The 20,384-nt window shown below is 55.5% G+C and carries 15 protein-coding genes and 1 pseudogene; 5 read left to right on the top strand and 11 right to left on the bottom strand.

What is annotated here, in order from left to right:
• The first annotated feature begins 138 nt into the window (after nt 1-138).
• Entirely contained in the window at nt 139-843 is a 705-nt protein-coding gene (locus GM154_RS03460) for an aspartate/glutamate racemase family protein (RefSeq protein ID WP_219651006.1), read from the top strand.
• A gap of 21 nt (nt 844-864) precedes the next feature.
• On the opposite strand, the gene GM154_RS03455 is transcribed toward GM154_RS03460, so the two are convergent.
• The 4 genes from GM154_RS03455 to GM154_RS03440 form a co-directional block, all read right to left on the bottom strand.
• The gene (locus GM154_RS03455) at nt 865-2,214 is read right to left on the bottom strand and encodes a hypothetical protein (protein WP_219651005.1); all 1,350 of its coding nucleotides are present in this window, start codon (nt 2,212-2,214) and stop codon (nt 865-867) included.
• A gap of 142 nt (nt 2,215-2,356) precedes the next feature.
• Complete coding sequence (locus GM154_RS03450; RefSeq protein ID WP_219651004.1) at nt 2,357-3,736, bottom strand: hypothetical protein; 1,380 nt, start codon at nt 3,734-3,736, stop codon at nt 2,357-2,359.
• Between the two features lie 119 nt (nt 3,737-3,855).
• On the bottom strand, nt 3,856-4,917 hold the full coding sequence (locus tag GM154_RS03445) for a hypothetical protein (RefSeq protein ID WP_219651003.1): 1,062 nt from the start codon (nt 4,915-4,917) through the stop codon (nt 3,856-3,858).
• 134 nt (nt 4,918-5,051) lie between these two features.
• Nucleotides 5,052-6,116: a hypothetical protein gene (locus GM154_RS03440; RefSeq protein ID WP_219651002.1), complete on the bottom strand. Its 1,065-nt coding sequence runs from the start codon at nt 6,114-6,116 to the stop codon at nt 5,052-5,054.
• 396 nt (nt 6,117-6,512) lie between these two features.
• On the opposite strand from GM154_RS03440, the gene GM154_RS03435 reads away from it, so the two are divergent.
• On the top strand, nt 6,513-6,806 hold the full coding sequence (locus GM154_RS03435) for a YciI family protein (RefSeq protein ID WP_010795876.1): 294 nt from the start codon (nt 6,513-6,515) through the stop codon (nt 6,804-6,806).
• A gap of 33 nt (nt 6,807-6,839) precedes the next feature.
• Here the strand turns inward: GM154_RS03435 and nhaA are convergent, their stop codons facing one another.
• Complete coding sequence (gene nhaA, locus GM154_RS03430; protein WP_219651001.1) at nt 6,840-8,015, bottom strand: Na+/H+ antiporter NhaA; 1,176 nt, start codon at nt 8,013-8,015, stop codon at nt 6,840-6,842.
• A 36-nt stretch (nt 8,016-8,051) separates the two neighbouring features.
• Nucleotides 8,052-9,140, bottom strand: a complete 1,089-nt coding sequence (locus tag GM154_RS03425; RefSeq protein ID WP_219651187.1) for an AI-2E family transporter — start codon at nt 9,138-9,140, stop codon at nt 8,052-8,054.
• A gap of 465 nt (nt 9,141-9,605) precedes the next feature.
• Here GM154_RS03425 and ahpC point away from each other — a divergent pair, with 465 nt between their 5' ends.
• Complete coding sequence (gene ahpC, locus GM154_RS03420; protein ID WP_010795879.1) at nt 9,606-10,169, top strand: alkyl hydroperoxide reductase subunit C; 564 nt, start codon at nt 9,606-9,608, stop codon at nt 10,167-10,169.
• Nucleotides 10,170-10,290: 121 nt separating this feature from the next.
• Entirely contained in the window at nt 10,291-11,847 is a 1,557-nt protein-coding gene (gene ahpF, locus GM154_RS03415) for an alkyl hydroperoxide reductase subunit F (RefSeq protein ID WP_010795880.1), read from the top strand.
• A gap of 86 nt (nt 11,848-11,933) precedes the next feature.
• On the opposite strand, the gene GM154_RS03410 is transcribed toward ahpF, so the two are convergent.
• The 4 genes from GM154_RS03410 to GM154_RS03395 all read right to left on the bottom strand — a co-directional run bounded on the left by GM154_RS03410 (nt 11,934) and on the right by GM154_RS03395 (nt 16,102).
• Entirely contained in the window at nt 11,934-12,287 is a 354-nt protein-coding gene (locus GM154_RS03410; protein ID WP_010795881.1) for a rhodanese-like domain-containing protein, read from the bottom strand.
• A gap of 36 nt (nt 12,288-12,323) precedes the next feature.
• Nucleotides 12,324-13,673 carry a chromate efflux transporter gene (gene chrA, locus GM154_RS03405; protein ID WP_219651000.1) on the bottom strand — a complete coding sequence of 450 codons (1,350 nt, stop codon included), beginning with the start codon at nt 13,671-13,673 and terminating at the stop codon, nt 12,324-12,326.
• 59 nt (nt 13,674-13,732) lie between these two features.
• A complete protein-coding gene (dmeF, locus tag GM154_RS03400) occupies nt 13,733-14,683 on the bottom strand; it encodes a CDF family Co(II)/Ni(II) efflux transporter DmeF (RefSeq protein WP_010795883.1) in 951 nt (316 codons plus the stop codon).
• Nucleotides 14,684-14,815: 132 nt separating this feature from the next.
• Entirely contained in the window at nt 14,816-16,102 is a 1,287-nt protein-coding gene (locus GM154_RS03395; RefSeq protein WP_219651186.1) for a sodium:alanine symporter family protein, read from the bottom strand.
• Between the two features lie 334 nt (nt 16,103-16,436).
• Here GM154_RS03395 and GM154_RS03390 point away from each other — a divergent pair, with 334 nt between their 5' ends.
• Nucleotides 16,437-17,060, top strand: coding sequence for a hypothetical protein (locus GM154_RS03390; RefSeq protein ID WP_219650999.1), 624 nt, complete (start codon nt 16,437-16,439; stop codon nt 17,058-17,060).
• Between the two features lie 66 nt (nt 17,061-17,126).
• On the opposite strand, the pseudogene GM154_RS25880 reads toward GM154_RS03390, so the two are convergent.
• A pseudogene (locus GM154_RS25880) lies at nt 17,127-19,895 on the bottom strand (glycoside hydrolase family 5 protein); the annotation flags it as partial.
• Nucleotides 19,896-20,384 lie beyond the last annotated feature (489 nt).

The following is a 20,384-nucleotide window of genomic DNA, read 5'->3' as shown; positions in this document are numbered from 1 at the left end:
TATTTAAAGCTCTAGATCGGGCTTTTTACTGAACAATCGATACAGCTGTTAACTATTGGATCGGTACAGTGGCCTCTTGCCTTGCTGCATTGGACTGGCCTATGAGACGGTTCCACTCCCTCATCAAGGAGCAGAATCATGCGAACGCTAGGACTTCTTGCGGGCATGAGCTGGGAAAGCTCGGTCACGTACTATCGCCTTCTCAATCAAATCGCCCGACAGCGCCTTGGTGGTCTGCACTCGGCACCACTGCTTATGTGGTCGGTCGATTTTGCAAAGGTTGCCGAGCTGCAACATCACGGCGATTGGGATGGTTGCGCCAGACTGCTGATAGATGCAGCACGCCGCCTGGAAACGGCAGGCGCCGAAGGTCTGCTCATCTGCACCAACACCATGCACAAGCTGGCCGAACCTATCCAGGCGGCAATTGATATCCCATTGATTCACATCGCTGACGCGACCGCAAAAGCGTTAACGAAAGCCGGTATGCAACGCCCCGCCCTGCTCGCCACACGCTTTACCATGGAGCAGGACTTCTATGTCGGCCACTTGCGCGCCCACGGTCTGGACCCTCGTATCCCGGACGCCCCAGGTCGCGAGCAGATTCACCAGATCATTTATGAAGAGTTGTGCCAGGGCGTGGTTCGGAACGAATCCAGACAGACCTATGTGGCAGAAATCGGCAAGCTGGCCGACCAAGGCGCCGACAGCGTGATCTTGGGCTGTACGGAAATCGGATTGCTGCTCAGCCAGAAGGATCTCGCTCTTCCTGTCTTCGATACGACCGAAATTCACGCCGAAGCAGCGATGGATTTCGCGTTGGATAATCAGACGCTGCCGTAAGGTACGGCAGCGTCTATATATTTACTGCTGGAGCACAGAAGCCACATTGTTCAAGCCATTTTGAACAACGGTCGCTGTATCATTTGCACTGGTAATATCGCCATTGACCAAGCCGCCCTGCACAACAGTCGCCATGTTGCCGCTCATGGTCTGTGTAATGCTGGCCTCGTTAACACCACCGCTCCAGCTTTGGGTCAGGCTGGCATTGTTCAACTCACCCGTCTGGGTGATTTCAGCAACAGCCATGCCGTCAAGATTTACGTGGGAAATGTCAGCCTCATTATCATTACCCGTTTGGGTAATCGTAGCTTGACGGCTACCCCATAGCTGATCAATCGAAGCAGTATTGCGGTCCCCCTGCTGTGCAATTCGCGCTGCGCTGCTATAGGCACTACCCACGCCACCGCCCTGCGTTGCACTGGCCTGGTTGGCATTACCGGTCTGGTTGACACTGATCAGACTGGCGTCAGCCTGCTGACTAAGCGTTGCGCTGTTGGCTGAGCCCAACTGATACAGTTCAATTGTACCGTTGATAACGGACTGGTTGAGCGCAACGCTGTTGTCATCGCCAATAGAGCTGCCTGTAATGGAGGCTCCAGTGCCCGTCTGCGCAGCCGTGAGCTGATTGCTGTTACCTTGTTGAAGAAAGTCGAAGTTAGCAAGGCCACCCTGGCTGAGGCTTGCAACGTTATCGTTGCCGAGCTGATCCAATGTTGCACGAGACGTATAGCGTGAGGTGTCTTGATCAACCTGGGCAGCGTTGCCATTGCCATTTTGAGATACCGTTGCAATAGCGCCTGCCCCAGTTCCGCTTTGCTCGAGAGTAATCGCGTTGTTGTCACCCAGTTGCATTGTCTGCCCAATGCCGTAACCGTATTGGGTCACCTGTGTCGTATTGCCATTACCCATACTGGAAGTATTGGCTGAATTGGCGTACCACTGTTGCTCAATGGTATGTGTATTGTTATTGCCTTCCTGGTAGACCGTGGCCGCAGAACCCTGGGGTTCTAGCTGATAGAGCGTCATGCGGTTATCGTCACCTGCCTGCGTCACTGTGGCAGCTTGAGCCTCACCCTCTTGAGCGACATAAGCGGTATTACGACTGCCGGTCTGGGCCAGATCGATTGTATTGGGAGAAAAGTTCGTGTCCTGAACAGTCTCCGCGACGTTGTCATCGCCGTTCTGGACAATGGCAGATCGGCCGAAACTGCCCGTCTGCGTTTGCGTCGCCTGATTTCTCGCGCCCTGCTGCTCCAGCGTGGCCTCGTTGTTGTCTCCTGCCTGACTCTGGGTAGCGGTATTGCTTTCAGCATAGGCATGGCTGCCAATAACAAACATAAAGGCAACAGCCAAGGGTTTTAACCTGAACATATGCACGTCCTTCAGTAGCGTTATTGTTGTTGTCCGGGCCTGTATTTCACAGGGTCGGACAGGCGGTAACGCACGCCCGGACCAAGGCGGTAGCTTTCAGGCCCAGGCGCTGGAGCAACAGACGCGGCAGCGTCTGCTACAGCTACTGCTGCACAATGGAGGCCGTGTTGTTCAGGCCAGTCTGCGCAATCGTTGCGCTGTTACCACCCAGAGTGATATCGCCATTTACCCTGCCGCCCTGGGTAATGCTGGCGATATTGCCGGATACGTTCTGAGTGATCTCGGCCCGATTAGCGCTGGCGGAAACCTGCTGCGTAATCATGGCTTCCAGGTTATCGCCGCTCTGCACGATGTCCGCAGAGTTGCCTCCAATGAAGTCTTCCTGCTGAATGGTGGCCTGATTGGCCAGACCGGTCTGCTCGATGGAGCCAGAGCCGTTTCGATTGACCAGTTGGTTGATCGTGGCTGCGTTGTTATCGCCATTCTGCGTGATCAGCGCAGAGCCGTTTACGTTCTCAAGTGAGAACACTTCGGTTTGAACAACGGTAGCCGCATTGCCAGTCCCTGTTTGAAATACATCCGCACTATTATCAACCCCGGCCTGTGAAACACTTAGCGTGTTGCTATCACCCTGCTGACTGGCTGTCGCATTAAGCGATATTCCATCCTGGATAACAGTCATTACATTGTTATTGCCCGTAGTAGTACCTGTAAAACCACCCCGCCAAAGTTGCTGATGAACACTGGCGGTATTTCCTGTACCGTCCTGAGTGAGCGCTAGCTGAACCATATCGGCATTTTGCGTAACCTCTGCCGTATTAGCGCTACCCAACTGGTTAAGCGTTAAATCGATCTGACCATAGCGACCTGAGGACTGGTATACCGTAGCCGAATGATCATTTCCTTCTTGATAGACCGCCATGTCGCCGCCGGCATAAGTGACATGCTGCTCTAGATCCATTGTGTTTCCATCACCTCGCTGCTCGGCACGCATCGGCTCGCTACCGCCACCGCCGTTCTGGCGTACAGTTACTGCATTACGATTACCTATGCTTATTACTTCCAATTCATTGGCGTAGTTTCGCTGCAGGATGGTATGAGTATTTCCTTCTCCCTCCTGATACAGCGTGGCCACCGATCCGTTGCCTTCCTGCTGATCAAGCGTGACATCGTTGCCATCGCCCCGCTGCGTAACTGTAGCTTCGTGCCCAAACCCTAGGTTCTGCTGGGTGATCGCAGCTGTACTTCCATTACCAGACTGTTCGAGCTGTATCACGTTGGCAGAGGAAAACTGCGCCTGCTGATTAGTTTCGGCGGAGTTGTTGTTGCCAATCTGCACAATGGCCGAGCGACTGAACTCACCGCTCTGGAGCTGCGTAGCAGTATTACCTTCGCCTGTCTGCTCCAGGGTCGCTTCGTTGTAATTACCGTCCTGCGTTTGGGTGGCAGTGTTATTTGCAGCCAGGGCATAGCTGCCGGAGAGCATCAGCAATGCCACAGCCAGAGGTTTGAGTGCGAACATGAGAGAACCCTCTAGAGAGTAAACTGACAAATCCAGGCCATGGAAAGGCGGCCCGCGCCGCCGATGTGCCTGTGCGTCCCGGGTTGGCACCCTCGCTGAAGCGATACCAACCCTCGTCTTTACTGCTGGGTAATCCTGGCTACGTTGCCGGTGCCGTTCTGCATGACGGTAGCCACATTGCCATTACTGAACACGCCGGAAGGACCGGTTTGTGTCAGCGCAACCTGGTTGGCAGAGCCCATCTGGTTAACCGATATGGTGCTTCCATCGCCAGCCTGATTGATTGTGGCCAGGTTGGCATCTCCCTCCTGCGCCAGATCTGCCTGCGTGAAGTAGGACTCCTGCGTGATGCTGGCAACATTGTCGTTGCCTACCGAACTGCCTGAAATGGTTCCGCTGATGCTGAACTGGTCGATGTTCAACTCGTTATTGTTACCCTCTTGGGTAAACCCAACGATGCCAAAGCCACCGTTCTGATTGATGGTCGCGGTATTGGTATCGCCGCTCTGCGTCAGTGCCACCCGCTCAGCCGGATAGCGCCCCGAGGTCTGCGTTACGGACGCCAGGTTGTTATTGCCGCCCTGAGCAACCGTAGTGCTACCTCCACCAAAACTGCCGGTCTGGTCCAGATTGATGATGTTGTTATCCCCGGTTTGAGTGGTTTCCGCCACCATACCCAAGCGCTGGATGGCATTGAGCGCATTGCCATTACCCACCGTACGTGCTGTCAGCTCGTTGCCGCCATAGCCGTTCTGCTCGACATTGTGCGTATTGTTGCTGCCTTCCTGATACAGCGTAGCGACAGCGCCATTACCGCCTTGCTGATACAACGCTACGGTGTTTGTATCGCCCAACTGGGTAACAGTGGCGCTATGCTCTAGATCGAAGCTCTGCTGGTAGACCTGGGCTACGTTGCTATCTCCTGTCTGATAAAGATCAACCGTATTTCCAAGCCCCAGCTGCGTTGTTTCAGCCGCGTTGGTGGCCCCATTCTGAGTAATAGCCGAGCGATGTTCGTTGCCCTCTTGAGTTTGGGTAGCGGTATTGCCTTCGCCCGTCTGCTCCAGTGTCGTTTCGTTGTAATTACCGTCCTGCGTTTGGGTAGCGGTGTTGTTTGCAGCCAGGGCACAGCTGCCGGAGAGCATCATCAATACCACAGCCAAGGGCTTGAGTTTGAACATGAGAGATCCCTCTAGACGTATAAGTTAACCACTAAGGCCCATACCGAGCGCAGGGAATGATCCCTACGCTGGTTAGGTAAATGGGACCGCTACGCTTGGGCAGGCAGTAACAGCCCCAAATGCTCTACTGACTGCTACTGCTGGGTAATCCTGGCCACGTTGCCGGTACCGCTCTGCATGACGGTCGCTGCGCTCCCTTCACCGAATACACCAGCTATACCGGTTTGCATCAGCGCAACCTGATTGGCAGAGCCCATTTGATTGACGGTTGCGATACTTTCACTGCCGCCCTGGTTGATCGTGGCCAGGTTGGCATCACCCTCCTGCACCAGATCTACCTTCGTGTAGTAGTCACCTTGCATGATGCTGGCAATGTTGTTGTCACCGACTGAACGCCCGGAAATGGCTCCGTTAGTGCTGAACTGATCGACATTCAACTCGTTGTTGTTACCTTCCTGGGTAAACTCAACGACGTCAAAGCCGCCACGCTGACTGATGGTCGACGTATTGGCATCGCCGTCCTGCGTCAGCGTCACTCGCCCGGCAGGGTAGCGGCCCGAGGTCTGCGTTACCGACGCCAGGTTGCTGTTGCCGTCTTGGGTAATCGTGGTCCAGCTTCCGCCCATACTGCCCGTCTGATCCAGACTGATGAGGTTGTTGTCTCCGGTCTGGATAGTCTGTGCAAATACACCCTCATTGCGTTGAATGGCATCAAGCCTATTGCCGGTACCTACCGTACGCGCTACCAGCTCCTTGAAACCTCCACCGTTCTGTTCAACTTCATGGATATTGTTGTTGCCCTCTTGGTACAGAGTCGCCACGGAGCCATTACCGTTCTGCTGGTACAGCGTCACGTGGTTCGTATCGCCCAACTGGGTAACGGTAGCGCTATGCCCATACATAAAGCTCTGCTGGTAAACCTGAGCTATGTTGCTATCACCCGTCTGGTAGAGAGCGACCGCATTTTCAAGTCCTAGCTGCGTCGTTTCAGCCGAGTTAATGGACCCATTCTGGGTAATGGCGGAGCGATGCGCTGAGCCAGTCTGGGTCTGCGTCGCAGTATTGCCCTGCCCGCTCTGTTCAAGGATAACTTCGTTGTTATCGCCATCCTGCGCCTGGGTGGCACTATGGCTGGCAGCAAAGGCGGTAGTACCAAGGGAGACGAGAAGAATTAATGCCAAAGGCTTGAGCGTAGACATGAGTACTTTCCTTGATTAGTCATAAGGCCAATAAGCTGAGCAAAAGGCAAAGCTGTAAAACCATTAACTACTCATGAAGGCACACGTGAAGGCGTGCCCGGTGACTCCTGTAGCAGTTGATCGGCAGGTTCGATGTCCAGCATCCCCAGCAACGGATCATCCTACTCACCCGTGCGAGCACGTACGGCAACGCCCCACGGTAACAACCTGATCTCCAGCCTGGAGATACGGAGGCGAAGATTCGTGCAAATCCGTCTTTACGAATATCCATCGAACGGTGTAATACGATGAATGGTATTCATCCTAGACACTTGCGCTGGTTTATAAGACAGAACTGTCAGGCACTCGAATCGCCTGGACTGATCTCCACCAACATAATTAAAAACAGGAGCCACCATGCAATTTGTAGTAACCGCCTACGACCATACCGATCCAGAGGCCTTTAATCGTCGACTGGAAAATCGCCAGGCTCATCTGGAAGGAATTCGAGCCATGGCCAAGGAAGGAACATTTATCAGCGGCGGGGCCATTCTGAACGATGAAGGTCGAATGGTAGGCTCGACCGTACATGTCGAATTCGAGAACCGCGAGGCATTGGACCTCTGGTTGAAGAGCGACCCCTATGTCACCGGTCGCGTCTGGAATGAGATAGATGTACGAGAAATCAAGCTCGTTAACATCACCACATGATGCAAAAAGGGCACCTTCCGGTGCCCTTTGCTCTTAGGCGTTTTTCTTTTTGCCGACCGCAATCAGCATAAGCGCACCCAGACAGCCGGACGTAATCGACCCCAGCAGTACACCGATCTTGACCGCATCCACCAGTTCTGGCGAATTGGGGAATGCCAGCAGGCCGATGAAGAGGCTCATCGTGAAGCCGATTCCACACAGCAGGCCGATCCCGTACAGCTGCTTCCAGGTGGCATGTTCCGGCAGTTCGGCCAGTCCCAGGCGAATACTCAACCAGGCAAACGAGAATACGCCCACCTGCTTGCCAACCAAGAGGCCCAGCGCGATCCCCAGCGGAACCGAGCCCATCACGGAGGCAAGGCTCACGCCATTGAACGAGACACCAGCGTTGGCGAATCCAAAGATCGGAATGACCAGAAACGCGGAGTAAGGGTGCAATGTATGCTCAAGACGTTCCAGCGGCGGATGCTTCGAGCCGGTACGCAGCGGGATGGTCAGGGCCAGCGCTACCCCGGCCAGCGTCGCGTGTACGCCCGACTTGAACACGAAGAACCACAACACGATACCGACCAGCAGATACGGCAGGATTCGCGTTACGCCCAGCTTGTTCATGGCAATCAGCACCAGCAGGGTGAGACCCGCCAGTCCCAACATCGGCAGGGACAGATCTGCCGTGTAGAACACAGCGATGATGCACACGGCGAACAGGTCATCGAGAATCGCAAGCGCGGTCAGAAAGATCTTGAGCGATACCGGAATACGCGAGCCCAGCAGGGAGAGTACCCCGAGTGCAAAGGCGATATCGGTCGCCGTGGGAATCGCCCAGCCTTGAAGTAAATGCGCATCGTCATGGTTGAGTGCCGCATAAATCACCGCTGGCACGACCGCCCCGCCTAATGCCGCCAGCCCTGGCAGTGCACGCCGTCCCCAAGTGGACAACTGCCCGACCAGCATTTCACGTTTGATTTCGAGCCCGACCAGCAGGAAGAAGACGGCCATGAGCGCATCGTTGATCCAGTGCAGGACACTCATGCCCAGCACGTAGCGCTCCAGGGTGCTGAAGTACACACTGGCCAGCGGCGAATTCGCCACAATCAAAGCAATGGCCGCCACTACCATCAGAAGCAATCCGCCTGAGGCCTCACTTGTCAGAAAGGCCCTGTAAAAGGCCTGGAGGCCATTCGAGCCTCGGATCTTGTTGTCTTGCATCTTTTCAACCTCACTCCTGAAAATGTAATCGAAGCCTTAAGGGCTTTTCTCTGATGTGTTGTTATCGGATACGACCACGGCATCCCGCGGCCATGCGCTCCAGAGCGCCTTGAACAGGGTCGCCAGCGGGATCGCAAAAAAGATTCCCCAAAAGCCCAGCGTGCCGCCAAAAAAGAGAATGGCCAGGATAATGGCTACCGGATGCAGATTGACGGCACCTGAAAACAGCAGCGGTGAGAGAACATTGCCATCTAGTATCTGAATGATGGTGTAAGCCAGAATCGCATACAGGAACTGATCGCCCAGACCAAAGCTAAAGCCCGCCACAGCCGCAACGGGCAAGGTCGCGACGGCAGCACCGATGAAGGGAATCAGCACGGACAGACCGACCACCAGCCCGAGCAACATGGCATAGGGCAACCCCAGGATATAAAACGTGGCGTAGCTAACCGCTGCCACGATCACAATCTCGATGACCTTGCCGCGCACATAGTTGGCGATCTGCTCGTCGACCTCCTTCCAGACTCGGGTCATCAGGGTCCGCTTACGGGGAAGTACGGACAGGAAGAAGCCCACCAGTAGGTCCTTGTCCTTGAGCATGAAAAACACCAGGATCGGCACCAGTACCAGAAACGTACCAAAGGCGATGATATTGCCCAGCGAGGTCAACGACAGCCGGACCGCTCGTTGCGCAAGGGCAGTCAGCTCACTGCCTGCCGTCCCGATCCAGCCCTGAATCTGCTCATGAGTAACGACACTGGGATAGCGCTGCTGAAGCTCATCCAAGAGGACCTGAGCCTGGGCAAACATCCGGGGCGACTCCTGCAACAGCGTCACCAGCTGATCCCATACCAGCGGGAGCACAAACAACAAGAGGCCCAGGAATATGCCTAAAAAAGACAGGAACATGAGCGATATTGCCCAAAGCCTGGGTACTCTCCAGTGCTCCAGACGGCTGACGCCACCCTGTAGGAGAAAGGCGACGACCAGCGCCGTCAGGAACGGCGCCAGGGGCTTGCCCAACAACATGACCAGAGCAAAGCCCAGGATAAGCAAGACGCTGAGAACCACCGCTTCATCTTGGGAGAAATAGCGGGCAAACCACTGGGTAATGACGCGCCTGATCGCCATGACTAATGCCCTCCACGCTGGGCAGGTTCAGGTCGGCAACCTGAAAAGACAGCGATCAACGGTGAAGTGAATCTGCTTGGGAAGTCGAAGCCCTCAGGAAACAACTGGACGAATGCGGCTCCTGACATGTTTCTCCTTCGTCATCCTGTTTAACGAACACGATCGGCAAGGAAACCATATTTTTCAGCTTAATGCTCAACAGCTGTTTTTCACAAAATGTCCGAGCTAGTGCGTTTAGGCGCTTGAATTCTGATAATTCAGCCATACCACTAGCGCTTGCGGCAGTGTTTGTTGACCTCAGATACCTCCAAGTACTCTGCCTGAAAGAAAGACTTAATGATCCTGAATGCGTGGATAGGTCAAACTTATGAGATTGATGCCCACATTCAATTAAGTCTAATGTGCATAAGCGAGTATCTTATCCCTCGCCAATTCTTAACCCCTGATGGAGATTCAGTGATGTCTTTGATCAATTCCGAGATCAAACCGTTTAAAGCTACAGCGTACAAGGATGGCAAGTTCATCGATCTGACTGAAGCTGACTTCAAAGGCAAGTGGTCCCTGGTTGTTTTCTACCCAGCTGACTTCACCTTCGTTTGCCCGACTGAGCTGGAAGACCTGGCTGACCTGTACCCTGAATTCCAAAAGCTGGGCGTAGAGATCTACGGCGTATCGTGCGATACCCACTTCGCTCACAAAGCGTGGCACGACACTTCCGACGCTATCAAGAAGGTTCAGTACGCCCTAGTTGGCGACCCGACTGCAACTCTGGCTCGCAACTTCGACGTTCTGATCGAAGAAGAAGGCATGGCGCTGCGTGGTTCCTTCCTGATCAACCCGGAAGGCCAGATCAAGCTGTGTGAAGTACACGACAACGGCATCGGCCGCGACGCGTCCGAAATGCTGCGTAAGGTCAAGGCTGCTCAGTACGTTGCCTCCCACCCGGGCGAAGTTTGCCCTGCCAAGTGGAAAGAAGGCGAAGCTACTCTGAGCCCGTCTCTGGACCTGGTTGGCAAGATCTAAACGCCAACACACGGTTATCTGCGCTTAGGAGCCGGCTTCCGGCTCCCTCTAGTGCCCGAACGCCCGGGCGGAATACGTCCGGGCGTTTTTATTCCCGAAATTTGTCGAGAGGTAATGCCTCATGTTGGACGCCAGTCTTAAAACTCAGCTTAAAGCCTATCTGGAAAAGGTTACCAAACCCTTCGAGATCGTCGCGTCCCTTGATGACGGCGCTAAATCTCAAGAAATGTTGGGTCTGCTCCAGGACATCGTCAGCCTGACTGACAAGATCACCCTGCGCACCGATGGCAATGATGCTCGCACACCTTCGTTTGCCCTGAACCGTCCGGGTGAAAACATCAGCCTGCGCTTTGCCGGTCTGCCCATGGGCCACGAGTTCACCTCGCTGGTTCTGGCGCTGCTGCAAGTGGGCGGTCACCCGTCCAAGGCCAGTGCAGATACTCTGGAAGCGATCCGCTCGCTCAAGGGCGAATTCAATTTCGAAACCTACTTCTCGCTGTCCTGCCAGAACTGCCCTGACGTTGTTCAGGCGCTGAACCTGATGGCCGTACTGAATCCGAACATCCGCCACGTTGCGGTCGACGGTGCGCTGTTCCAGGACGAAGTTACCGAGCGCCAGATCATGGCTGTGCCCAGCATCTACCTGAACGGTGAACCGTTCGGTCAGGGCCGCATGGGTCTGGAAGAAATTCTGGCCAAGCTCGATACCGGCGCCAGTGCCCGTGACGCTGAAAAGCTCAGCGCCAAGGACGCCTTTGACGTACTGGTTATCGGTGGTGGTCCTGCCGGTGCTTCCGCTGCAGTGTATGCTGCCCGTAAAGGTATTCGTACCGGTGTTGCAGCCGAGCGTTTTGGCGGTCAGGTACTCGATACTCTGGCGATTGAAAACTTCATTTCCATCAAGGAAACCGAAGGCCCGAAACTGGCCGTAGCCCTTGAAGAGCACGTGAAGCAGTACGACGTCGACATCATGAACCTGCAGCGTGCCGAGCAACTGATCCCTGCCACCGAGGCGGGTCAGCTGCACGAAGTCAAGTTTGCCAATGGTGCTTCGCTCAAGTCCAAGACGCTGATCATCTCCACCGGCGCTCGTTGGCGTGAAATGAATGTCCCGGGTGAGAAGGAATACCGTAACCGTGGTGTAGCCTACTGCCCGCATTGCGACGGCCCGCTGTTCAAGGGCAAGCGCGTTGCAGTTATCGGTGGCGGCAACTCCGGTGTGGAAGCGGCAATCGACCTGGCCGGTATCGTGGCACACGTGACCCTGATCGAGTTCGACAGCCAGCTGCGTGCGGATGCGGTACTACAGCGCAAACTGCACAGCCTGCCGAATGTGACCGTGATCACCAGCGCCCTGACCAGTGAAGTGAAAGGTGACGGCCAGAAAGTGGTTGGCTTGACCTACAAGGACCGCAACTCCAGCGAGTTCAAGTCCATCGACCTGGAAGGTATCTTCGTCCAGATCGGTCTGGTCCCCAACACCGAATGGCTCAAGGGCACCGTCGAGCTGTCGCCCCGTGGCGAGATCGTTGTAGATAGCCGTGGCGAAACCTCGCTGCCGGGTATCTTTGCGGCCGGCGACGTAACAACCGTACCGTACAAGCAGATCGTGATCGCGGTCGGCGAAGGTGCGAAGGCTTCCCTGGCTGCATTCGATTATCTGATCCGCCAGGTGTAAGTTTCACTGTGTACCGCTCTGCCGGTACACAGCCTTCTCAAAACGCAGGGTATCTAAGATGCCCTGCGTTTTTTATTGCTCGTTGATCAGTCTTTCTGGGTATTGCAGGCCGCAAGGCCTCCCTCGATGGAGACGACTTGGGTGTATCCCATGCGCTGCAGGCTTTCAGCGGCCAACGCTCCCCGATTACCGCCACCGCAATAGCAGACGATCGGTGTGGCCTTGTTGGCTGCCAGCTCGCCGATGTGCATTTCAAGAATTCCCCGACTCATGTGGGTCGCACCGTCCAGGTGCCCCCGTTCGAACTCGTCTCGCTCGCGAACGTCCAGAAGCAGCGCGCCCTGATCGACCAGTTGCTCGGCTTCAACGGGCGAAACCTGCCGAATACGAGACTTGGCTTCGGCTGCAAGTTTGAGAAAATCGTCTGAATGGTTAGCCATAATGCATCCTCTCTTCTGCAGCCAAGCTGCTCCTTGTCACATGAATACGACGTGCATTAACAACCCTACTGTTGCACAGGCTAGCAGCACTTCCATAACTGTGCGCTTGAACCGGAAGAGCGCTATCGCTGCCAGCAGTGTGATCAGAGCGGAGAGTAGGTCGAACGATCCGCTCAAGCCCTGCGGCCAGAATACGTGGTAGCCGAAGAACAAGGCCAGATTCAGGATTACGCCGACGACCGCCGCGGTAATGGCGGTGAGCGGAGCTGTGAAGCCCACCACATTATGGGTGGACTCCACCAGAGGCCCGCCGGCCAGAATGAAAAGAAACGAAGGCAGAAAGGTAAACCAGGTCACCAGCACGGCAGCCAATGTCCCGGCGGCAAACATGTGCTCGCTCCCTAACGCCGCCTGCCCATATCCGCCTAAAAACGCGACAAACGCCACCACCATGATCAATGGTCCGGGTGTGGTTTCACCCAGGGCAAGACCATCGATCATCTGGCTTGGGCTCAGCCAGCCGTAGTGTGTGACGGCGCCTTGATATACATAAGGCAATACCGCATAGGCACCGCCAAAGGTCAGCAGTGCAGCCTTGGTAAAAAACCAGCCCATCTGGGTAAAGGTATGAGTCCAGCCAAACAGATAGACCAAGGTCAGCATCGGCACGATCCAGAGAAATATACCCATGATTAACAGTTGCGCCAGCCGCGACCAGCGAAAACGGGCATGCGCTGGCGGTGGCGTGTCATCATCGATCAGCGCGGGTCCGAACGAAGCCGCCTGATTGGCATGCCCTCCCCCTACCCTGAACCGGTCCGGAGCGTACCTGCCTCCGAGAAAGCCAATAATCGCCGCAGACAGTACGATCAGGGGAAACGGCACGTTGAAGGCAAACAAGGCGATGAACGAAGCCGCTGCAATGGCCCAGAGCCAATGGTTCTTCAAGGTACGTGTTCCGATGCGATGGGCGGCCTGCACAACAATGGCGGTCACCGCTGGCTTGATGCCGTAAAAGATACCTGCCACAACTGGAGCGTTGCCCCAGGCCAAATAGATCCATGACAGGGCGATCAGGATAAGCAGCGAAGGCAATATAAAGAGCGCTCCGGCGATAACCCCACCCCAGGTCCGGTGCATCAACCAGCCAATATAGGTCGCCAACTGTTGGGCTTCAGGTCCGGGCAGTACCATGCAGTAGTTGAGCGCATGGAGAAAGCGTCGCTCGGAAATCCAGCGCCGACGCTCCACCAGCTCCTGATGCATGATTGCTATCTGCCCAGCCGGTCCGCCAAAGCTGATAAAGCCCAGCTTGAGCCAGAATAGAAACGCCTGAAACAGGCCTACCGGGGCAGGAAGCGACAAGCGAGGCTCGGAAGAAGGCATGTTGAATCCTGTCGTTGACCAAGACCCGGTTATATCACTTGCCGCTGTCGCCTACCTCCTCAGCGTACCGGACAGATCCCGTCTCTGTTGATCTCAACCGTGATGTGGACAAGCTCTTCATGGACGGAAAGCTGCTGTTTGAAGTCTTCAGGCGAGGCATCACTGGTTGTGGCGATGCTGACGATGCAGGCGTACTTGCCCTTACCTACCTTCCAGACATGCAGATCACAGATCTTGGCCTCGATAGGGCTCTCTGCGATCACATCCCTGACCTCCTGTACCACCGGATCGTCCATCTGCGCATCCAGCAGCACACGCCCGGTTTGCTTGATGAGCCCAACGGCCCAGATGGCGACCAGTATGCCGCCTACGATTCCCATGACAGGGTCGAGCCAGCTGGCTCCCCAGAGCATGCCGCCAATCAGCGCGACGATAGCCAGGACGGAGGTTGCCGCATCAGTAATGACATGGATGTAGGCCGAACGCAGATTCAGATCCTGATGCTCACCGTGGCCATGATGATGATCGTGACCATGACCATGATCATGCCCGTGAGAATCCTTGAGCAGCCACGCACACACCAGATTGACCAGCAATCCCAGAATGGCGATGGCGATGGCCTGCGTATAGTGAATCGGAGCAGGTGTCACGAGCCTGATCACGGATTCGTATAGCATCAACAGAGCGATGCCAATCAGCGCCAGCGCACTGGTATAACCAGCCAGCACCTCCATTTTCCATGTTCCAAACGCAAAGCGTGCGTCGGTCGCATACCGTCTGGCCGCCGCATAGGCGAACAGCGAAAGCCCCAGCGCCAGCACGTGGGAACTCATGTGCCAGCCATCCGCCAGCAGTGCCATGGAGTTGAAGGCCCAGCCGCCCGCAATCTCGATCACCATCATGATGGCGGTGAAAATCACGGCGCGGCGGGTATTCTTTTCCGCCAGCGGGTTTCCCTCGTTGAAGACGTGCGGGTGAGAACAGGAATGCTCAAGCGAAGATCGGGACATCGGAATGCTCTATCCAGAAAGGCCAGGAAAACAGCGTTAGCCTTTGGACCACAGCATCGCGATTTTCACCCATTTTCCAGGTCCGGGCCTCGCGAGCCCCAATGAAAAAGGCTCGCCGTAGCGAGCCTTTGTTTATTTGCTGGCGAAGTATTCTCGCGTCAGCCGGAGCACCACCGGACTGAGCAACAGCAGCGAGATCAGGTTAGGAATGGCCATCAGACCATTGAGCGTATCGGCCAGCAGCCAGGCGAAGTCCAACTGTGCAATCGCCCCAAAGGGAACGGCCAGCACGAAGATGATACGGAACGGCAGAATGGTCTTGGTACCCGCAAGAAACTCCCAGCAGCGCTCGCAGTAATAGCTCCACCCCAGGATGGTGGTAAAGGCGAATACCACCAGGGCGATGGTCAGGATGATGCCGCCAAAACCGGGCAGCGCCGTCTCGAAGGCCGCCGCTGACAAGGCCGCCCCACTCTGCCCGCTCGTCCAGACGCCGGAGCAGATAATGGCAAGACCCGTCATGGTGCAGATGATTAGGGTATCGATAAACGTTCCGAGCATACCGATCATGCCTGAGCGTACGGCGCTGTTGGTCGTACCGGCTGCCTGGGCGATACCGGCGGTGCCCAACCCGGCTTCGTTGGAGAAGACGCCACGCGCTACCCCGAAGCGAATGGCAGCCATGACCGCCGCCCCTGCGAAGCCGCCCGTCGCCGCCGCCGGCGTGAAGGCATGGGTGAAGACCAGGCTGAGCGCATGAGGAATTTCGGACGCATGGGTCACCAGCACGGCAATGGCCGCGATGATATAGCCTATGCACATGGCAGGGACCAGGGACGAGGCGACCGCCCCGATCCGCTTAATACCGCCCAGGATCACGAGCCCCACAACCACCATCGTCACGACACCGGTCAGCCACAGGGGCACGGAAAAGGTTGTCTCCAGGGCCTGCGCCATACTGTTGACCTGCACCATGTTGCCGATACCGAACCCGGCCAACCCACCGAACAGGGCAAAGGCGCCGCCTAGCCAGGCCCAGCGCTTGCCCAGGCCGTTGCGGATGGCATACATCGGGCCGCCGACATGCTCGCCACGCTCGTCCTTTTCACGAAAATGCACAGCCAATACCACTTCGGCATATTTGGTAGCCATGCCAACCAGTGCGGTACACCACATCCAGAACAGCGCGCCGGGGCCACCCAGGAAGATCGCGGTAGCAACACCCGCGATGTTGCCGGTTCCCACGGTGGCAGCCAGGCAGGTCATCAAGGCCTGGAAAGGGCTGATCTCACCGCTTTCGTCGTCATCCTTGTTCCGGCCCTGCCACAACAGGCGAAAGCCGGTGCCCAGTCTTACGATCGGCATCAGTTTGAGGCGTAGCATCAGATAAAGACCCGTGCACAGGATCAGTACCAGCATGGGCACGCCCCAGACAAGGCCATTGAGGTCGTTGACCAGGGTATGGAGAAATTGCACGTAGAACTCCTTACATTCATTCAACGCCAGGAAACGGGCGCTGAGCCATGAGGTCTAGCCAATGAGCGTCGCGCGCTGGAAACCACGCCAGGAAAGCCGAGTACAACTCAGCGGGAAGAAACGTCTGTGCGGTGCTCAATGAGGCTAGCAATAATGCGGCACCCCGGATCAATGGGTTAAACGTCATCCGGAGCGTGGACGGATGCTAGCACGTGTCTTTCGGAACGGGTCGGAAATTAGCACGTCCGCCGCCCTCTCTTCATACCAGGAGCACGCCATGCCGCTTTCCGCTGAAGTCCGCTGGTTTTGGCCCGCACTGCCGGGTACTGATCTGATCGACTGGTTTCACCGGTCCGATCTGTGGGATCAGCCACCGGGAGGTGGAATACGCAAGATGCACCACTACCTCAAGGACGCCAGTCAATCCGACCTCGGTATCAAAACCCGTGGAGACTCAACCGTTGAGGTAAAGGGGCTGGTCATACCTGACTGGCATACTCTGGACGTCTCGCCGTTTAGGGGGCCTGTCGAGTTATGGCATAAATGGCATTCCGAGGCCTTGACGCTGACACCGCATCCTACGGTTGCCGTTCAGAAGCAACGCTGGCTTCGCCTGTTTACGGTCGAGCAGGCCGCTCTGCGTGAAATCGCATTGGATGAAGACGAATCCCCTTACGAAGCCATGCCGTCCGCAGGCTGTACCGTAGAACTGACTCAACTCTGGGTTGATGGCCATGCGGCTGGCTGGACGCTGGGGCTTGAGGCCTTTGGTGATCGGCACGTTCTAGCAGCACATTTGAACGCGGGGGCAGCCTACCTGGGTACTCGCTGCCCACCGAGATGGCCTGAGGCTACACGCAACCATTATCCCGGCTGGCTGAAGCAGCAGGTGGAGCCTTGACGTTATCAACAGCCGGGCCCTCCCAACGCCCGGCTGTATAGTCTCGTTGAAGCGGTTTTACCGACCCGGACCGATTGCGGTACAGCTGGTGTCGTTCAGATGCTTTCTCAACGTGGGCCACTGCGGACGGCTTTGTCCATTGATAGGCTCGACGGACAGACTGTAATTACCCCAACCCGGACCGGCGGCCCAGTAGGTAGCCGGTACGCAATGCTGCTTGAGGTAGGTCAGCATGTTGTCCATGACCACATTCCAGCGGGAATCGTTATCCGGTACACCAAACTCTCCAATAAAGCCCTTCTTGTTGTTCTGCTTGAGCCACTCCACAAAGGGCTTCACCCGATTGACGCCAGCCTGAGCAGACAAACTGTCAGCGCTCAGCTGGGTGTAGGAACCACCGCCATCGGCGTCGAAATAGACGTGCGCCTCATAGATCAGCTTGTTGACAGGATCCTTCAAGTCCTTAAGAGAGTCGCTCCACACCGGCCACCGTTCGGCGCTGGCCCAGGCATTGCCTTCCACAAAGATCAGGTGAGCCTTGTCAGCCTGCCGGATCCCGTTGATGGCGTACTGCGCCGCTGTAGGCCAGTACGCCACGGCGCCGTTGGGCTCATTCATGATGTCGTAGCCATAAATGGCCGGGTGGCTACCCCACTTCTGAGCGATCCGGTTCCAGACATTCTCGAAGCGATAATACGGTACGCTGCTCGTACCGATGATATGGCCGCGATAGCGCGCATAATTATGCAGATCCAGAATGACCCGGATGTTGTATTTGTGGGCATAGTCCAGTGAACGAGAAATCAGTGAAGCGTAGGTCTGATCGAGGGAATATCCCAGCCCCGGCTGAAGCCGCTCCCACAGAATGGGAAAGCGGACCAGCCTTATTCCTCTTGCACTCCAATTCTTGAAGGTCTCCTCCTTGGCAAAGATATAGTTCTTCTCATTAATACCCGGCAACACCGTACCTGCAAACTCGGCGCCTGCCATATTAAGTCCGACGAGATTAACCTGCTCGGCCTGTACTGTTGTACTTCCCAGAGCTAGTAACGCACATATTGAAAGTGCCTTAGATACGCCTCGCGTTATACCAAAATGTTGGGTTACAGATAAAAAACTCATATTCACCAAATTGCCAGTAACTTTTTTACGCGCGAGCAATGCCCTGACTCAAAAGAGCCATATAAAAAAGTCCCAATTGACCGGCTATATTGTTTTAGCCGACGGTTATTTCATCCTTACGATGAACTTCCCGACCTCAACCCTGAGTGATGGAAGTATTTGCCAGCTAATCATCGAGCTGGCGACAACAATGAACGGCCTAAAAAGCCGCCATTGAGGGCATGCGTATCGGTGAACAGGCATTGCCCGCACAGTCGAAACGCAACTATTTGCCAATACCAGGAATGGCGAATAATGAACGGGGTATGAAAACGCCCGCCGAGAGGTATCGCATGGCATCGAAAACGCAGGATCGTTTAGTGCCTGCCACGCCTTTTACAGCACGTTGGCTGACCCGATAAATACCTTGCGCAGGCCAATATCGATACAGGAACCGGTCCTGGGAAAACCCAGCCAGCATGCGGCCTTTAGCCATCATCCGGGTCGTGTTAACCGGGGGACGCAACCATAAGCGTTTGCGCTGTGATCAGGGCGACCGCTCGTCGAGAGAAGGGAAATTTATCTACTGGATCAAGGATTTAGATCTGAACCCAAAGGGCCCGACAGCAAAAAGCCCGGACCAGTAGGCCGGGCTTTTTCGAACCGCTTTTATTTAAGCGGACCGTATGCGGTGCAGCTGGTAGTGTTAATGTACTTCTTCAGCGTCGGCCACTGCGGACGCTCCACGCCGTTGACAGGCTCTACAGCCAGGCTATAGCTGCCCCAGCCCGGGCCTGCGGCCCAGTAGGTCGCCGGTATGCAGTTCTGCTTCAGGTAGGCCAGCATGTTGTCGACCAGGGTATTCCAGCGCGGATTGTTATCCGGTACGCCGAATTCACCGATCATGCCTTGCTTGCCGTTCTTCTTCAGCCACTCCACGAAGGGTTTCACACGCTCGACGCCATAATTCACGTCCAGCTTGTTTACATCAACGGTTTCGTAGGTGCCGCCAGCGTTTTCATCGAAGTAACTATGGGCTTCGAAAATAATCTTGTTGGACGGGTCTTTCAGACTCAACAGGGAGTCGTTCCACTGGGCCCAGCGTGTCGCTTCGGCCCAGCCGTTACCCTCTACCAGGATAGGCCTTACCTTATCGACTGCCCGGACGCCATTGATCCCGTACTGAGCAGCAGTAGGCCAATATGCCAATGCACCGTTGGGTTCGTTCATGATGTCGTAGGCATACAGTGACGATTGCCCACTCCAACGCTGAGCGATGCGGGTCATCACGTTCTGATAACTGCTGTACGGGACGCCGCTCGTACCAATGATTTGGCCGCGATAACGCGCATAGTTATGCAGATCCAGAATGACCTTCACGTTGTATTTCTGCGCATACGCAAAGGTCTGGTCGATCAAGCCTGCATAGGTTGCGTCCAGATTGCCATTGAGCGTTGGCTGCAAGCGCTCCCACAGGATTGGAAAGCGAATCAGCTTGATGCCCCTTGCGCTCCACTGCTGGAAATAGGACTCGGTTGGAAAGATGTAGTTAGTACCGTTCACGCCAGGCAAAACCTGTCCGGCAAAATCGGCACCGGACATATTGAGACCGACGAGATCAACCGGCTCAGCCTGGACAACCGAGCTGAACAACGCTCCTGCTGCCAGCACAGGCAGCACTTTTTTCAAGACACGAACAGACCTGATTGCATTCAGGACGGACAGAGATTTCATTAAGCTCACCATTACTGCTAGTGATGTTCAAGGCGCAGAAAGCCAGCCCCTGGATCGGGGAAGTCGACAAGATAAATCTGGCGTACGCCGTGAACCGGCCATGGGTGGCCGAGCCGAGTGTCATCCTTACGATGAAACTTTCCGGCACTCAGTCCTGAGCTGTGGAAAGTATTTGCCAGCGCGAACAGCCGCTGACGATAGCAACAGACAATCTAAAAAATTGCCCTGCCAGGCGGGTGTGATACAGCGGTACAACGCTGCTTCGTTACACCCTGGATGCCAATACCTGATGGCGAAATAACCGCTGGGGCCGCGTTGTGAGCAGCTTCAAGTGTTGAGAAAGCTGTCAGTTTTCCAGCGTCGACCCTTACTATTCAATGTCCATGCCAAACACTGCAATTTGGCCTGAGGCACCGCCTTATCAACGGCCGAAAAATACTTGGGCTGAAGAATCGAGCCCTATAAAAAACGGGGACTTAAACGTCCCCG

Origin of the sequence: Pseudomonas sp. MAG002Y, from assembly GCF_019400845.1 — a bacterium.
GTDB classification, from domain to species: Bacteria; Pseudomonadota; Gammaproteobacteria; order Pseudomonadales; family Pseudomonadaceae; genus Chryseomonas; species Chryseomonas luteola.
The sequence above is the reverse complement of the archived record's forward strand: the minus strand, read 5'-3'. Positions and strand labels throughout refer to the sequence as shown.

Coding starts and splice junctions, on each gene's coding strand:
- GM154_RS03460 (WP_219651006.1), top strand. CDS start 139: ATGCGAACGCTAGGACTTCTTGCGGGCATGAGCTGGGAAAGCTCGGTC.
- GM154_RS03455 (WP_219651005.1), bottom strand. CDS start 2,214: ATGTTCAGGTTAAAACCCTTGGCTGTTGCCTTTATGTTTGTTATTGGC.
- GM154_RS03450 (WP_219651004.1), bottom strand. CDS start 3,736: ATGTTCGCACTCAAACCTCTGGCTGTGGCATTGCTGATGCTCTCCGGC.
- GM154_RS03445 (WP_219651003.1), bottom strand. CDS start 4,917: ATGTTCAAACTCAAGCCCTTGGCTGTGGTATTGATGATGCTCTCCGGC.
- GM154_RS03440 (WP_219651002.1), bottom strand. CDS start 6,116: ATGTCTACGCTCAAGCCTTTGGCATTAATTCTTCTCGTCTCCCTTGGT.
- GM154_RS03435 (WP_010795876.1), top strand. CDS start 6,513: ATGCAATTTGTAGTAACCGCCTACGACCATACCGATCCAGAGGCCTTT.
- nhaA (WP_219651001.1), bottom strand. CDS start 8,015: ATGCAAGACAACAAGATCCGAGGCTCGAATGGCCTCCAGGCCTTTTAC.
- ahpC (WP_010795879.1), top strand. CDS start 9,606: ATGTCTTTGATCAATTCCGAGATCAAACCGTTTAAAGCTACAGCGTAC.
- ahpF (WP_010795880.1), top strand. CDS start 10,291: ATGTTGGACGCCAGTCTTAAAACTCAGCTTAAAGCCTATCTGGAAAAG.
- GM154_RS03410 (WP_010795881.1), bottom strand. CDS start 12,287: ATGGCTAACCATTCAGACGATTTTCTCAAACTTGCAGCCGAAGCCAAG.
- chrA (WP_219651000.1), bottom strand. CDS start 13,673: ATGCCTTCTTCCGAGCCTCGCTTGTCGCTTCCTGCCCCGGTAGGCCTG.
- dmeF (WP_010795883.1), bottom strand. CDS start 14,683: ATGTCCCGATCTTCGCTTGAGCATTCCTGTTCTCACCCGCACGTCTTC.
- GM154_RS03395 (WP_219651186.1), bottom strand. CDS start 16,102: ATGCTGGTACTGATCCTGTGCACGGGTCTTTATCTGATGCTACGCCTC.
- GM154_RS03390 (WP_219650999.1), top strand. CDS start 16,437: ATGCCGCTTTCCGCTGAAGTCCGCTGGTTTTGGCCCGCACTGCCGGGT.